This is a genomic window from Nocardioides sp. DN36 (assembly GCF_055380375.1).
The window spans coordinates 2,259,735-2,274,142 of the sequence record NZ_AP043823.1; the positions used below are offsets into that span (position 1 = coordinate 2,259,735).

Here is a 14,408-nt window from a genome sequence, read left to right on the forward strand (position 1 = left end):
GGTCACGACGCCGTCGTACGCCGGCCCGCGGGCCGGCGTACGACGAGATGACGTGGGACCGTCAGGCCTTGGACTCGTCGGCGGCCGGGGCGGCAGCCTCGTCGGCGGCCGGGGCGGCGGCCTCGGCGGCCTCGGTCGACTCGGCGGCCTCGGTGGAGGCGCCGGTGGCCTCGGAAGCGGGGGTCTCGTCGGTGGCGGCGTCGCCACCGGTCGCCTCGACGGCGGCCTTCTCGGCGTCCCCACCCAGGAGCTCGCGCTCCCACTCGGCCAGGGGCTCCTCGGCACCGGGCTCGGCGGTCTCGGCGCCGGCCTTGCCACCGGAGCGGGCGATGAGGCCCTCGGCGACGGCGTCGGCGACGACGCGGGTCAGCAGGCCGACGGCGCGGATCGCGTCGTCGTTGCCCGGGATCGGGAAGTCGACCAGGTCGGGGTCGCAGTTGGAGTCCAGGATGCCGATGATCGGGATGCGCAGCTTGCGCGCCTCCTCGACGGCGAGGTGCTCCTTGTTGGTGTCGACGATCCACACCGCGGAGGGGGTGCGGCTCATCTCGCGGATGCCACCCAGCGACTTGTTGAGCTTGTCGCGCTCGCGGCGCATCTGCAGCAGCTCCTTCTTGGTGCGGCTGCTGCCGGCGACGTCGTCGAAGTCGATCTCGTCGAGCTCCTTGAGGCGGTTGATCCGCTGGTGCACGGTCGAGAAGTTGGTGAGCATGCCGCCCAGCCAGCGCTGGTTGACGTAGGGCATGCCGACGCGGGTCGCCTGCTCGGCGATCGCCTCCTGGGCCTGCTTCTTCGTGCCCACGAACATCACGGTGCCGCCCTTGGCGACGGTCTCCTTGATGAAGGCGTACGAGCGGTCGATGTAGGCCAGCGACTGCTGCAGGTCGATGATGTAGATGCCGTTGCGCTCGGTCATGATGAAGCGCTTCATCTTCGGGTTCCAGCGCCGGGTCTGGTGCCCGAAGTGCACGCCGCTCTCGAGAAGCTGGCGCATGGTCACGACTGCCATGTGAATCTCCTGTTGTGAGGAGCGCACCACCGTGTGCCCGCCCTTGAAGCAGGACGAGCCGGGAGCACGCTCCGGGTTGTTTTCAGTTGCCGCACCCGACGGGAGTCGGCTGCCCTGACGCCCACGCGAGACCCGACCCGCTCCGCTGCCGGAGAGGACTGAGGGGCTCGCCCACGGGTGGTCGGAACCCAGAAGTCAGGCTCCGTCGCGGTCGGCGGGCGTGCGAAGTCAATCCGCAAGGATTGCGTCGACCAGAGTAGTCGACCTCGGGGGTCCCCGGCCAATCAGCGGCGAGGGGCCGGCAACCGTCCGCAAGCGCCACTCCCACGGCGCCTCTCCCCAGCCCCGCCCGGGGAGCGTACGCCGAGGCCGTGGTCCCGGGCAGGCTGCCACCATGCAGTCGCTCACCGCCCGCCCGACCCGGTGCCCCGGGCCCGCGCTCGTCGTCGTCCTGGGCGTCGTGCTGGGCCTCCTGTGGCCCGCCGCGGCGCTCGGCGCACCCGGGGCACCGGATCCGGTCGGCGTGTGGCCGCTGCAGCCCGAGCCGGAGGTGGTCACCGGCTTCGACCCGCCCACGTCGCCGTGGGGAGCGGGGCACCGTGGCGTGGACCTGCTGGGCTCCCCCGGCCAGCCGGTCCGCACGGCCCTGCCCGGCGTGGTCGCCTTCGTCGGCTCCATCGCCGGCCGGGGGGTGGTGGTCGTCGACCACGGGGCGACCCGCACCACCTACGAGCCGGTCACCGCGACCGCCCGGACCGGCGACACCGTGGCGGCGGGCGATCGGATCGGGCTGCTCGACCTTCCCGGCTCCCACTGCCTCCCCCGCGCGTGCCTGCACTGGGGGTGGATCGAGGCTGACACCTACCTCGACCCGCTGCGGCTGGTCGGTGCGGGACCGGTCCGGCTGCTGCCCCTCTCCGGGGCGGAGCCTCTCGACGGGTCCGCGCCGCCGTCCCGGTGGCGGCCACCAGCGCTCCCCTACGCCGGCTGGCGACCGTTCTTCTCGTTGTTCCCGCTGCCCTGAAGGTGTCTCGACACCCCGGTCGCCTCGCATGGTTCCTGAGGAGCCGAGGGACGAGGCGTCTCGAAGGCGACCACCATCAGCGGATCCGCTGACGCGTCTCCGCTAAGCCCTGGGATGCGCCTGCTGATACGCCCGACGGAGCCGGTCGGTGGTGACGTGGGTGTAGAGCTGGGTCGTCGCCAGGGAGGCGTGCCCCAGCAGCTCCTGGACCGAGCGCAGGTCGGCGCCGCCCTCCAGGAGGTGGGTGGCCGCGGTGTGGCGGAGGCCGTGCGGACCGATGTCGGGGGCGCCGGGCACCTCCGCGATCCGCCGGTGCACCAGCGTGCGCACCGCGCGCTGGTCGATCCGGCCCCCGCGTGCACCGAGGAACAGCGCGGCTCCGGACCCGTCGCGCGCCAGCAGCGGCCGGCCGTGCCGCAGCCAGAAGTCGAGGGCCCGCGCGGCGGGGCGCCCGAACGGCACCGAGCGCTCCTTGCGCCCCTTGCCGAACACCCGGATGACGTAGCGGTCGCGGTCCACGTCGTCCACGTCGAGTCCCACCAGCTCGCCGACCCGGACGCCGGTCGCGTAGAGCAGCTCCAGCATCGCCACGTCGCGCAGCCCCACCGGGCTGCCGTCGTCCGCCAGCTCCGAGGCGGCGCGGATCAGCTCGTCGGCCTCGTCGACACGCAGCACCGGCGGGAGCTCGTGGTGGGCCTTGGGCGAGCCCAGGCTCGGGCCGGCGTCCAGCGGTGCGCGGCCGGTGCGGGCCAGCCAGGCCGTGAAGACCCGGGCGGCCGTGGCGCGGCGTGCCAGCGTCGTGCGCGAGCGGCCGAGAGTCTGCTGCTTGGCCAGCCAGCTGCGCAGCGAGCGCAGGTCGAGGGTGTCGACCCCGGTGTGCCCCAGACGGGCCGCGTGCTCGAGCAGGCCGGCCACGTCGGTGAGGTAGGCGCGCACGCTGTGCGGGGCCAGGTCCCGCTCCGCGACCAGGTGGCGCTCGTAGTCCCCCAGGACCGCGGTCATGGGATCGGGCAGCACGTCGCGTTCGTCCGCCCCACCGGTCTCCCGGGCCTCGTCCGCCTCGTGCGTCACGCTGACGAGTGTAGGCAGCCGTGGCGGGTCAGGTGTGCGCGAGCGCGGCGAGCCGCCAGCCCTGCTCGTCCTGCTCGACCAGGCCCTGGCGCAGCAGCCGCCCGAGTGCCGAACCGACCTCCATCAGTCCGAGCCCGGCGGTGCGGGCGACGGAGTCGGCCCCGACCCCACGCCCCACGGGGACGGCGTCCAGCACCTGCTGCTCGCGCAGGGTCAGCCGGTCACGCGACCGGCTGGGGCCGCGCGGCACCTCGACCAGGTGCTCACCCGAGGCCCCCAACATCTCCAGCACCTCCCCTCCCGAGGTCACCAGCGTGGCCGCACCGGACCTGATCAGCTGGTGGACGCCCTGCGAGGGGGCGCTGGTCACCGGCCCGGGCACCCCCATGAGCGGCCGGTTGAGCCGGCCGGCCCAGTTGGCGGTGTTCAGCGCGCCGCTGCGCACCGCCGCCTCGACCACGACCGTCCCGCGGGTCAGCGCGGCGATGAGCCGGTTGCGGGACAGGAAGCGCACCCGGGTGGGAGCGCAGCCGGGTGGAGCCTCGGAGATGACCGCGCCCTCGGCGGCGAGATGGTCGATCAGGGGCAGGTGGGCCTTGGGGTAGGCCCGGTCCGCCCCGCACGCGAGGACGGCCACGCTCCGGCCGCCGACTGCCAGGGCGCCCCGGTGCGCCGCCTGGTCGATCCCGAACGCCGCCCCCGAGACCAGGGTGAACCCCGCACGGGCCGTGACGGCCGCGATGTCGACGGCCTGGTCGGCGCCGTACGTCGTGGCCGAGCGCGAGCCGACCACGGCGACCGACTCACCCAGGCTGTCCAGGCGGACCGGTCCGCGCACCCAGAGCCCCAACGGGACCCCGCCCCGCTCCTGGAGCGGGGTCGCTGCCGCGAGGTCGTCGAGCTGCGTCGGCCACTCCTCGTCGCCGGGCACCACGAACCGCAGCCCGAGGCGTTCGGCCTGCTCGAGGTCGCGCACGGGGTCGATGGACGCCAGCCGCGCGGCCACGTCGGTGAGCAGTCCGCCGAGGTCGCGCTGCTCGCGCAGCAACGAGTAGAGCCGGGCGGCGCCGAGGTCGGCGACCAGCACCGCGATCTTCGGGTCGCCGGGCTCGGTCAGTCGGGAGAGCGCGGCCCGCGCCAGCAGCTCCCGCTCGGGGACGCTCATCCGGCTCTCCGCTCGATCGTGGCGAGCATGAGAGGGGCGCCGGACCGCAACCGCAGCGCCACCGCGACCTCCGCGGGGCCCGGTCGCGGGATGCCCCTCAGGTCGGCGACAGTCCACGCCAGCCGGTGCACGCGCGCGGCGCCGCGCTGGGTCAGCCTGCCGGAGTACGTCTCGTCGTCGACCGCGGCCTGTCCTTCGCGGTCCAGCGGCCAGTGCTCGCGCAGCAGCGGTCCGGGGGCCTGGGCGTTGAGCCGCCAGCTGCGACCGGAGTACCGCGTGGCCTGGCGCGCCCGCGCGGCCTCCACCCGGACCCGGATCTCCGCGCTCGACTCCCGAGGCGCGAACAGGTCGTCGCGGTCCGCCGGCTTCAGCGGTGCCAGGTGCCGCAGGATGTCGATCCGGTCGGACACCGGCCCGGTGATCCGCTGGCGGTAGTCACGACGCTGCACCTCGCGGCAGCTGCACGTGTGGCGGCCGAGGTGGGGCGCGTAGTCCCCGCACGGGCAGGGGTTGCAGGCCAGGACGACCATGCCACGGGCCGGCAGCGTCACCGACTCGTCGCGGCGGGCGACGGTCACCTCGCCGCTCTCGAGCGGTTGACGCAGCGCGTCGATGACGTCGGAGCGGAACAGCGGGAACTCGTCGAGGAACAGCACGCCGGCGTGCGCCCGGCTCAGCTCACCGGGCCGGACCGCCCCGAGGCCCCCGCCCAGCAGGCTGGTCTTGCTGGCGTCGTGGTGCGGCGCCGAGAACGGTGGCCGCACCAGCATCCCGTCACCGGGCTCGAGCGCGCCGGCCAGCGAGTGGATCGCGGTCAGCTCGAGCGACTCCTCGGAGGAGAGATCGGGCAGGATCCCGGGGATCCGCTCGGCGATGCTGGTCTTCCCCGACCCCTTCGGCCCGGACAGCAGCAGGTGATGGCCGCCGGCCGCGGCGACCTCCACGGCGTAGCGGGTGTCGGGCATGCCGACCAGGTCGGACATGTCGACCTCCTCGATCCGCTCCGAGCCGCGCCAGGACAGCAGCCGGCTGCCCGACATGGGCGCGACGGGCGGGGCCTCCGGCACCTCCTCGCCACGGAGCTCGGCGACCACCTGGGCCAGCGAGCGCATGCCGATGACGGCCATCCCGGGCACCATGGCGGCCTCCCGGGCCTGCGGCTCCGGCACGAAGACACGGTGCAGGCCACGCTCGGCCGCCGCCAGCACCATCGGCAGGACGCCCGGCACCGAGCGCAGCCCGCCGTCGAGGGTCAGCTCACCGATGAAGGCCGCGCCGTGCAGAGCCGCCGCGGGCAGGTTCCCGGCGGCCCCCAGGATCGACACGGCGATCGCCAGGTCGAAGTGGCTGCCGCGCTTCACCAGGTCGGCCGGCGACAGCAGCACGGTGATCCGGCGGGTCGACGGCCACTCCAGGCCGCTGTTGGTGACGGCCATCCGGCAGCGGTCCCGCGCCTCGTTGAGCGAGGCGTCCGGCCGGCCCACGAGGGTCAGGCCGACCTGGCCGGGCGACACGTCGGTCTGCACGTCGATCAGGTGGCCCACCGCCCCGTGCAGTGAGACGGCGCGCGCGGTCGCGAAGGCCATCAGACCAGCCCCCGCACGTGGTCGAGCCGGCAGGCGCCACGAGGCGGGAGCAGGACGGCGACCAGGTCGATCCGCACGTCCGGGGGTCGCAGGTCGTGGGCGGTGAGCCAGCGCTCGGCGAGGCGTCGGAGCCGGTCGAGCTTCTCGGCGGTGACAGCCTCGTGCGGCGTCCCGCAGCCCACACCCCTGCGGGTCTTCACCTCGCACACGACCAGCACCCCGCCGTCGCGCAGCACCAGGTCGATCTCGCCCTCGTCGCAGCGCCAGTTCCGGTCGAGCACGACCATCCCCTGGGCACACAGGTGGCGCTCCGCGACCCGCTCGCCGTGGTCCCCGAGCGCCCGCCTGCTCCGCGCCGTTGTCGATCCCGTCATCATCCGACCTCCTGCGCCCAGCGTCGCCGCGGGCGGGGACGGCGGCGCGGTGCCGGGGAGGGCGCTGTGGAGGAGGGTGGCGGGACGGTGCCCTGTGGACGACTCGTGGCCCGTCCGACGGATCCGGAGCCCGGGCGGACCGGAGGTCAGGCCTTGGGCGGGTCGATGTCCGCGGGACTGAGCTCCTCGACGTTGACGTCCTTGAAGGTGAGCACCTTGACGTTCTTGGCGAACCGGGCGGGCCGGTACATGTCCCACACCCACGCGTCGCTCATCGACACCTCGAAGAACACCTCGCCGGCCTCGGTGCGGGCCTTCACGTCGACCTGGTTGCACAGGTAGAAGCGACGGTCGGTCTCCACGACGTACTTGAAGATCGACACGACGTCGCGGTACTCGCGGTAGAGGGTGAGCTCCATCTCGGTCTCGTACTTCTCGAGATCCTCGGCACTCATCGGCTCTCCTCGTCGCGTCCGCCAGCATGGTCGGGGACGGTGTTCCACCCCCACTGGCATCGTAGACGCGTGAGGGATGAAGCCGACGTCGTCGTGGTGGGTGGCGGGATCGCCGGACTCCTCTGCGCCCGCGAGCTGCAGCGTGCCGGCCTCGACGTGCTGGTCCTGGAGGCCGGTGACGCCCCGGGCGGCCGGGTTCGCACCGACATCGTCGACGGCTTCCGCTGCGATCGCGGCTTCCAGCTGCTGAACCCCGCCTACCCGGCGGCCCGTCGCCACCTCGACCTGGCCGCCCTCGACCTGCGTGCCTTCGGGCGCGGGGTGGACGTGCTCACCGCCGACGGGCCGGCCACCCTGGCTGACCCGATCCGGCGGCCGGCCACGCTGCCCGCCACCCTGCGCAGCGGCTACGTCCGGCCGCTCGAGCTGGTGCGGTTTGCGGGTTGGGTGGCGCCCGCCCTCGGTCCGGTCTCACGGCTGCTCGCCGGCCGGGACCGCTCCCTGGCGGCCTCGCTGGATCCTGCGCACGTGGACGGCAGGCTGCGCCGCGAGGTGCTCGAGCCGTTCCTGACGGGCGTGCTCGCCGACGACCGCGGCGACTCGTCGGCGACCTTCGTCCGGCTGCTGCTGCGGAGCTTCCTGCGAGCGACACCGGGGGTGCCGGCGCGCGGCATGCAGGCGCTCCCCGACCAGCTCGCCGTGCTGCCCGGTCGCCCGGTCCGTCTCGGCACCAGGGTCCGGGAGGTGCGGGCCGCCGGTCGGGAGGTGCTGGCCGACGGTCTCACCGCGCGCGGGCGGGCGGTGGTCGTCGCCACCGACCCCCGCACCGCGTCCGAGCTCCTCGGTCTCCCCCGGCCCACGATGCGCGGGCTGCGCACCTGGTGGTTCACCGCGCCGGCGGCACCCACCACGTCGACGCTGCTGCGCCTGGACGGACGTGGCCGGTCCGCGGGACCGGTCGTCAACACGGTCGTGGTGACCAACGCGGCGCCCACCTATGCACCTCGCGGACGTCCGCTCGTCCAGGCCACCACGCTGCTGCCGAGCGACGCCGGCGAGGCCGACGTACGCCGTCACCTCGCGGAGCTCTACGCCGCCCCGACGGACGGCTGGGAGGTGGTCGTCCGCCACGACGTCCCGGAGGCCCTCCCCCTCGTGGGACCCCCGCTCGAGGTGCGTCGACCCGTCGACCTGGGCGACGGCCTGTTCGTCGCAGGCGATCACCGCGACACCTCGTCGCTGCAGGGTGCGCTGGTCTCGGGTGCGCGCACCGCGGCGGCCGTGCGTCGTCAGCTGGCCGCCTCGTGAGGGGCGCCCGGTGACCGGCGGCGTGGTCGACCCGGTGGGTCCACCGCTGTCCACGGCCCAGGTGATGAGCCAGTGGTGGCGCGACATCAGCTTCGTGCACTGGCGGGTGGCGCCGGAGCTGGTCGCCCCGCTGCTGCCTCGCGGCGTCAGTCCCGACCTGCACGACGGCAGCGCCTGGGTGGGGCTCATCCCGTTCCGCATGGTCGACGCAGCTGCGGGGCGCGGCCGGCCGGTCCCCTGGCTGGGCACGTTCCTCGAGACGAACGTCCGTGTGTACTCCGTCGACGAGCAGGGGCGGCACGGCGTCGTCTTCCGCTCCCTGGACGCCGACCGGCTGCCCGTCGTCGTCGGTGCGAACGTCGCGTTCGGGGTCCCCTACCGGTGGGCGGCCATGGAGGCGTCGCCCCGCACCCCCGGCGCCGACCCGCGGGGGGCACGGCTCTCCTACCGGTCCCGCCGTCGCGGGACCGGCGTCGGGGGCCGCATCGACGTCGAGGTGGGCGAGCCGATCACCGACCCGTCCCCGCTCGAGCTCTTCCTCACCGCCCGCTTCGGCCTGCACACGAGCATGCTCGGCCGGACGCTGTGGGTGCCGAACACCCACGAGCCCTGGCCGCTGCACCGGGCCCAGCTGACACACCTCGAGGACACCCTGGTGGCCGCGGCGGGACTGCCCCGGGACCTGGTCTCCTCACGCCCCGAGTCGGTGCTGTTCTCCCCCGGCGTCCAGACGGTCTTCGGTCTCCCCCAGCGCGTCGGCCGCGGGCGACGCTGAGGCCACCTCGGCCGACGCGGCGGGCTCGAGCCCGGCCGCGCGGCGTACGTTCACGAACCGCATCCGGTGCACCGGCGAGGGTCCGTGCTCGGTGAGGGCCGCGGTGTGCACGTCGGTGATGTAGCCCTTGTGGGTCTTGAAGTCGTACGCCGGCCACTCGGCGTCGAGGTCGCGCATGATCCGGTCCCGGGTCACCTTCGCGAGCACCGACGCGGCGGCGATGCAGGCGGCGACCCGGTCCCCCTTCCACACCGCGAGCCCCGGCACGCCGAGCCCGTCGACCGGGAAGCCGTCGGTGAGGACGTAGGCAGGGGGCAGGTCCAGCAGCGCGACGGCGCGGCGCAGCGCCTCCACGTTGGCCACGTGCATGCCCAGCCGGTCGCACTCCTCGGGCCCGATGATGACGACCGACCAGGCCAGCGCCCGCCTGACGACCTGGTCGTAGCAGCGCTCGCGCGCCTTCTCGGTGAGCAGCTTGGAGTCGGCCAGGCCCGGGATGATGCCGGACTTCCCGGCGGGCAGGATCGCGGCGCCGGCCACCAGCGGCCCGGCGCAGGCTCCGCGGCCGGCCTCGTCGACGCCGGCGATCGGCTCGATGCCGTGGCGGCGCAGCGCGCGCTCGTAGCCGTAGAGACCCGCGTCGCGGCGGACCGTCGAACCTCGGGGCAGCAGACTCATGAAGCACTCACGGCGGGCTCAGGAGGGGTCGGGCACGTCCGCGAAGGTGTCGGGACGGTGCACCCAGGCGAAGCGGTCGCTGGGCCAGAGACGGACGAACACCTTGCCGACGACCAGGTCGGTGGCGACGTACTCGTCACCGGGCACGCAGTCGGTCTCGTCGCTGCGGCACATGTGCGCGCTCGAGTCGGCGGAGTGGCCGCGGTTGTCGCCCATCACGAAGATGTGCCCCTTGGGCACCGGGCCGGCGGTCCAGTCCTTATCGCAGCGGTAGACCATCGGTCCGTTGCAGTCGATGCCCTTCTCCTTGACGTAGGACGCCTCGTCGAGGGGCTGGCCGTTGACCGAGATGCGGCCCTGCTTGTCGCAACAGGTGATGACGTCGCCCTCGACGCCGATGACCCGCTTCACCAGGTGGCCGCCCGAGGGGTAGAGACCGACCTTGGCCATCAGTCGCGCCAGCCCGCTCTGGGGACCGGCGGACTCCTCGGGGCTCAACCAGTCGCCGGGGTCCTTGAACACGACGACGTCGCCGCGCTCGGGGTGACCACCGCCCCAGTAGGACACCTTCTGGACCAGGATGCGGTCGTTCTTGACCAGCCCCGGCTCCATGGACTCCGAGGGGATGTAGAACGCCTGGACGAAGAGCGCCTTGATGACGATGGCGAGCACCAGCGCGATGCCGAGCAGGAGGACCGTCTCCTGCCAGACCGGCAGGTGCTTCTTCTTCTTCCTGCGGGAACGCGAAGACCGCGACTCCCCTTCGTCAGGATCGACGACGGACGTGGAGTCGCGGTCTTCGTTGTTCACGCGCAGAGTCTAGGGAGCCGTTGGCTGGAACGGGCTCAGGCCTCGCGGCGCTCCTTGATCTTGGCGGCCTTGCCGCGCAGGTTGCGCAGGTAGTACAGCTTGGCCCGGCGGACGTCACCGCGAGTCACGATCTCGATCTGCTCGAAGATCGGGGAGTTCAGCGGGAAGGTGCGCTCGACCCCGACGCCGAAGGAGACCTTGCGGACGGTGAAGGTGCGGCCGACGCCGGCACCGTGGATGCGGATCACGACGCCCTGGAAGACCTGGACGCGGGAGCGGTTGCCCTCGACGACCTTGACGTGCACCTTGATGGTGTCACCGGCGCGGAAGGCCGGGACGTCGTCGCGCTTGATCGCGTTGCCGAGCTCGGCAATGACGTTGCTCATTGTCTCTCCTCGCGAGTGCCACAGGTCAGCCGCGGTACGGGGAACGGTTCTGTTGTGGGACCGTCGTGCTGGCCGGCGGCGTCACGCTCCCCCTGTGGCAGGAACTGACGCGGATCCCCCGCCCGGAACGAGTCCTCGGGGCGATCCCTGTTTGGCCGACGGGCCGAGGCGCAAGTCTGCCACAGCCGCGACGTACCCCAGAAATCCGGGATAGTCCGGCACGTTCCTGCCTCGCCCGGTCCCCAAAGACGTCAGGAACGTGCCGGACTGTCCCGGAAAATCAGGAACGTGCCGGACTATCTCGCCCGACGGGGCTTGACCAGGCGGACGGCACCGGGCTGGAGCTCGCCGCGGAGGCGGTAGCCGGCCTTCTTGTACATCCGCTGGTTGCGCAGGCTGCCGGCGCCGGTGAAGAGCTCGTACGACGTGACCTGGGCGGGGGCGGCCGCCTCGATGCGGGAGAGCAGGGTGCGGCCGAGGCCACGGCCCTGGAGGTCGGGGGCCACCATGAGGCGGCCGATGTGCCAGGCGTCGTCGTGCAGGCTCGCGCGGACCGCGCCGACCAGCCGCCCCGCGGACCGGGCGACCAGGACGGTGTCGCGGGCGATCCAGGCACGCAGGTCCTCGAAGGTCTCGAGCAGCGCCGGGATCTCGACGCCGGGGTTGTCCTGGGCCTCCTGGACCCAGCAGGCCCGCTGCAGGGTGTACAGCTCCCCCGCGTCCGCGGGCTGCACCAGGCGGAGCTCGACGTCGTCGAGCAGCACCGCTGGGTGGGCCAGGTCGGGGCGCCTCTCGGCGGTGCGCCGGACCGCCTGCTCGTGACGCCAGGTTCGGATCGCGGCGTGGTCGCCGGACCGCAGCACCGGCGGCACCTCGCGGCCGCGCCACTCGGCGGGTTTGGTGTAGACGGGGTACTCCAGCAGCCCGTCCTCGTGCGACTCCTCGGTCAGGGACTCGGGGTTGCCCATGAACCCGGGGATCAGCCGGACCACGGCCTCGGTGATCGCCAGCGCGGCGACCTCGCCACCGTTGAGCACGTAGTCGCCGATCGAGATCTCACGCACCTCGGCGCGGGTGCGCGCCTCGTCGAGGACCCGCTGGTCGATGCCCTCGTAGCGGCCGCACGCGAAGACCAGGCGCTCCCGGGTCGCCAGCTCGCGGGCCAGCTCCTGGGTGAACGGCTCACCGGACGGCGTGGTGAACACGACGGTCGTGCCGGACGCACCCGCCGGGACCAGCTCGTCGAGCGCCTCGCCCCACGGCTCGGGTTTCATGACCATGCCGGCACCGCCGCCGTACGGCGTGTCGTCGACGGTGCGGTGCCGGTCGTGAGTCCAGCCGCGCAGGTCGTGCACCCGCACGTCCAGCAGGCCCTTGTCCCGGGCCTTGCCCGCCAGCGACAGCTCGAGCGGCTCGAGGTAGCCGGGGAAGATCGTGACGACGTCGACCTGCACTAGTCGTCCTCGGGCAGGGGCGTGACCAGCCCGGGACGGTCGGCGACGACCACCCTGCCCCCGGCCACGTCGACCTCGGGCACGAGCGCCTGCACGAACGGCACCAGGGTGTCCCGGCCGTCGGGGGTGCGGATGGTGAGCAGGTCCTGGGCGCCGCCGTGGACCACCGCGGTGACCTCGCCGAGCGCGGTGCCGTCGAGGTCGTACGCCGCCAGGCCGATCAGCTGGTGGTCGTAGAACTCGTCGGGGTCCTCCGGGGACGCGTCGGCCGGGATCGAGGCGTGCAGGACGATGCCGCGGGCGGCCTCCGCGGCGGTGCGGTCCGGGATCTCCTCGAAGGTCACCAGCAGGGTGCTCTGGTGCCAGCGGGCTCGGGCGACCGTGACCGTGGTGAGCGGGCTGTGCGACCCGCGGGGCGCCTGCGCGCGCAGGATCGCACCGGGGGCGTAGCGCCGCTCGGGCTCGTCGGTGCGCACGTCGACGGTGACCTCGCCCCGCACGCCGTGCGGCTTGCCGATCCGGCCGACGACGACCTCGATCGTGCCGTCACCCTCGTTGGTCGGGCTTGTCGGGACCACGGTTGCCTTCCTGCTCTGGGAACCACGAATGGGTGCCGCCCGAGGGCGGCACCCATTCGATCGCGATGCTGGTGGTGGTCACGGCTGCGTGACCACCGGTGGGCCTCAGCGGCGCCGGTCGACGTCGACGAAGTCGATGCGAGCCCCACCACGACCGGCCAGCCCGGAGATCACCGTGCGGAAGGCCGTGGCGGTGCGGCCGCCGCGGCCGATCACCTTGCCGAGGTCGTCGGGGTGCACCCGGACCTCGAGGATCGAGCCGCGGCGCAGCTGCTTGTCCCGGACGACGACGTCGTCCGGGTGCTCGACCACGCCGCGCACCAGGTGCTCGAGGGCCTCGGCGAGCATGGCGCTCAGGACTCGGCCTTGTCGCCGGCCTTCTCGGTGCCCTCGGCGGCCTCGGCCTCGGCGGCCGCACCCTCCGGGGTCTCCGAGGCGGGAACCTCGGCCGGGGTCTCCTCGGCCTTCGGCTCCTCGGCCTTGTCGGCCTTCGCGGAGTCGGACTTCTTGGCGGCGGCCTTCTTGGTCACGGCGTCGCCCTTGGACTCGCTCGCGGCCTCCTTGAGCGCCTCGTTGAAGATCTCGAGCTTGTCGCGCTTGGGCTCGGCGTGGCGGAGGGTGCCCTCGGCGCCCGGGAGGCCCTTGAACTTCTGCCAGTCACCGGTGACCTTGAGGATGGCCTCGACGGCCTCGGTCGGCTGCGCGCCGACGCCCAGCCAGTACTGCGCCCGGTCGGAGACGACGTCGATGTACGACGGGTCCTCCTTGGGGTGGTACTTGCCGATCTCCTCGATCACGCGACCGTCGCGCTTCTTGCGCGAGTCGACGATGACGATGCGGTACTGCGGCACCCGGACCTTGCCGAGGCGCTTCAAACGGATCTTGACCGACACGTTGGTGGTGTCTCCTTGGACGTTTCGTGTGTGGTGAGGGCCGTTCACCTGAGTGGGGACACCGGTCCGGGCTCCTCGTGGGCTCTGCGGCGCCCGGCTGAGAGGGTCCGGGCGCACAGGACTCAGCGGGTGATTCTGCCAGATCGGTTGCACGCTGCCTAAATCGGGCAGGGTACGGCCATGAGCCAGTACCCACCGCCACCGTACGGCGCCGCCCCACCCCCGCCGTACGGCGCCCCGGTCCCCCCTCCTCCCCCGCGCCGGCCACGCCCCAGCGGCTGGTGGTTCGTGGTCGGTGGCGGGCTGATCCTGGCCGGCATCGCGATCGGCATCGGCACGTTCGTGTGGACCCTGAAAGGGTTCATGGCCACGGACGCGACGGTGCCCGCCGACGGGGCCGCCCACGCCGTGCTGCTCGAGCCCGGCGAGGACAAGATGCTGTGGGTCCACGAGTACGACGCCGCGCGCTGCTCGCTGGTCGACCGGGCCACCGGCCAGGAGGTCACCTACTCGCCGGTCTCCGGCAGCTTCACCCGATCCTCCGGCGGGAGCGGCGAGTGGGTCGGCGACCGGCGCTTCGACTCCGGCTCCGGGCAGCTCGAGGTGACCTGCGACCGGTCCGGCGGCCCGGCGCAGATCGGACCGGCGCCCAGGATCGGCAGCTTCGTCGGCGGGATCCTCGCCACGATCCTCGTCCCGATGTTCTTGGGGGTCCTCGGCCTGATCGTCCTGATCGTGACCGGCGTCCGCTACTCGAACGGCGCCCCGCGCCAGCCGCAGGGAGCACCGTCGTACGGACCGCCACCGGGAGGCCCGCCGCGCTGAGGAGGCCCGGGGGCCCG

General features: G+C 73.3%; 17 protein-coding genes. 4 read left to right on the plus strand and 13 right to left on the minus strand.

Translation table 11 applies throughout. The features are described 5' to 3' along the window. Positions 1-61: 61 nt before the first annotated feature. The gene (gene rpsB / locus ACZ43H_RS11700; protein ID WP_464590483.1) at positions 62-1,009 is read right to left on the minus strand and encodes a 30S ribosomal protein S2; all 948 of its coding nucleotides are present in this window, start codon (positions 1,007-1,009) and stop codon (positions 62-64) included. Between the two features lie 394 nt (positions 1,010-1,403). Here rpsB and ACZ43H_RS11705 point away from each other — a divergent pair, with 394 nt between their 5' ends. Then, complete coding sequence (locus ACZ43H_RS11705) at positions 1,404-2,033, plus strand: M23 family metallopeptidase (protein WP_464590485.1); 630 nt, start codon at positions 1,404-1,406, stop codon at positions 2,031-2,033. 102 nt (positions 2,034-2,135) lie between these two features. Here ACZ43H_RS11705 and ACZ43H_RS11710 read toward each other — a convergent pair whose 3' ends face one another. The 5 genes from ACZ43H_RS11710 to ACZ43H_RS11730 form a co-directional block, all read right to left on the minus strand. Then, positions 2,136-3,035, minus strand: coding sequence for a tyrosine recombinase XerC (locus ACZ43H_RS11710; RefSeq protein ID WP_464590805.1), 900 nt, complete (start codon positions 3,033-3,035; stop codon positions 2,136-2,138). A gap of 97 nt (positions 3,036-3,132) precedes the next feature. Then, complete coding sequence (gene dprA / locus ACZ43H_RS11715) at positions 3,133-4,269, minus strand: DNA-processing protein DprA (protein ID WP_464590487.1); 1,137 nt, start codon at positions 4,267-4,269, stop codon at positions 3,133-3,135. Next, on the minus strand, positions 4,266-5,855 hold the full coding sequence (locus ACZ43H_RS11720; protein WP_464590489.1) for a YifB family Mg chelatase-like AAA ATPase: 1,590 nt from the start codon (positions 5,853-5,855) through the stop codon (positions 4,266-4,268). Before ACZ43H_RS11720 ends, dprA begins: the two co-directional genes overlap by 4 nt. Continuing rightward, on the minus strand, positions 5,855-6,229 hold the full coding sequence (locus ACZ43H_RS11725) for a YraN family protein (RefSeq protein ID WP_464590491.1): 375 nt from the start codon (positions 6,227-6,229) through the stop codon (positions 5,855-5,857). The genes ACZ43H_RS11720 and ACZ43H_RS11725 overlap by 1 nt, the downstream gene beginning before the upstream one ends. Before the next feature lie 146 nt (positions 6,230-6,375). After that, complete coding sequence (locus ACZ43H_RS11730; protein ID WP_180933790.1) at positions 6,376-6,684, minus strand: DUF2469 domain-containing protein; 309 nt, start codon at positions 6,682-6,684, stop codon at positions 6,376-6,378. A gap of 69 nt (positions 6,685-6,753) precedes the next feature. Between ACZ43H_RS11730 and ACZ43H_RS11735 the strand changes: the two genes are divergently transcribed. Next, positions 6,754-7,992, plus strand: a complete 1,239-nt coding sequence (locus tag ACZ43H_RS11735; protein ID WP_464590493.1) for an NAD(P)/FAD-dependent oxidoreductase — start codon at positions 6,754-6,756, stop codon at positions 7,990-7,992. A 10-nt stretch (positions 7,993-8,002) separates the two neighbouring features. After that, positions 8,003-8,767 (plus strand): YqjF family protein, encoded by a 765-nt coding sequence (locus tag ACZ43H_RS11740; RefSeq protein ID WP_464590495.1) that lies wholly within the window; start codon positions 8,003-8,005, stop codon positions 8,765-8,767. On the opposite strand, the gene ACZ43H_RS11745 is transcribed toward ACZ43H_RS11740, so the two are convergent. The 7 genes from ACZ43H_RS11745 to rpsP form a co-directional block, all read right to left on the minus strand. After that, on the minus strand, positions 8,684-9,445 hold the full coding sequence (locus ACZ43H_RS11745; RefSeq protein ID WP_464590497.1) for a ribonuclease HII: 762 nt from the start codon (positions 9,443-9,445) through the stop codon (positions 8,684-8,686). The two genes, ACZ43H_RS11740 and ACZ43H_RS11745, sit on opposite strands and share 84 nt — an antisense overlap. Before the next feature lie 18 nt (positions 9,446-9,463). Continuing rightward, entirely contained in the window at positions 9,464-10,255 is a 792-nt protein-coding gene (gene lepB, locus ACZ43H_RS11750; protein WP_464590499.1) for a signal peptidase I, read from the minus strand. A gap of 35 nt (positions 10,256-10,290) precedes the next feature. Beyond that, complete coding sequence (gene rplS / locus ACZ43H_RS11755) at positions 10,291-10,641, minus strand: 50S ribosomal protein L19 (RefSeq protein WP_464590500.1); 351 nt, start codon at positions 10,639-10,641, stop codon at positions 10,291-10,293. A 296-nt stretch (positions 10,642-10,937) separates the two neighbouring features. After that, positions 10,938-12,095 (minus strand): tRNA (guanosine(37)-N1)-methyltransferase TrmD, encoded by a 1,158-nt coding sequence (gene trmD, locus ACZ43H_RS11760; RefSeq protein WP_464590502.1) that lies wholly within the window; start codon positions 12,093-12,095, stop codon positions 10,938-10,940. Continuing rightward, the gene (gene rimM / locus ACZ43H_RS11765) at positions 12,095-12,673 is read right to left on the minus strand and encodes a ribosome maturation factor RimM (RefSeq protein WP_464590503.1); all 579 of its coding nucleotides are present in this window, start codon (positions 12,671-12,673) and stop codon (positions 12,095-12,097) included. Before rimM ends, trmD begins: the two co-directional genes overlap by 1 nt. Before the next feature lie 105 nt (positions 12,674-12,778). Further along, positions 12,779-13,021, minus strand: coding sequence for an RNA-binding protein (locus ACZ43H_RS11770; RefSeq protein WP_379184044.1), 243 nt, complete (start codon positions 13,019-13,021; stop codon positions 12,779-12,781). Between the two features lie 5 nt (positions 13,022-13,026). Then, positions 13,027-13,566 (minus strand): 30S ribosomal protein S16, encoded by a 540-nt coding sequence (gene rpsP / locus ACZ43H_RS11775; RefSeq protein ID WP_464590505.1) that lies wholly within the window; start codon positions 13,564-13,566, stop codon positions 13,027-13,029. 180 nt (positions 13,567-13,746) lie between these two features. Here rpsP and ACZ43H_RS11780 point away from each other — a divergent pair, with 180 nt between their 5' ends. After that, positions 13,747-14,391 (plus strand): hypothetical protein, encoded by a 645-nt coding sequence (locus ACZ43H_RS11780; protein ID WP_464590507.1) that lies wholly within the window; start codon positions 13,747-13,749, stop codon positions 14,389-14,391. Positions 14,392-14,408 lie beyond the last annotated feature (17 nt).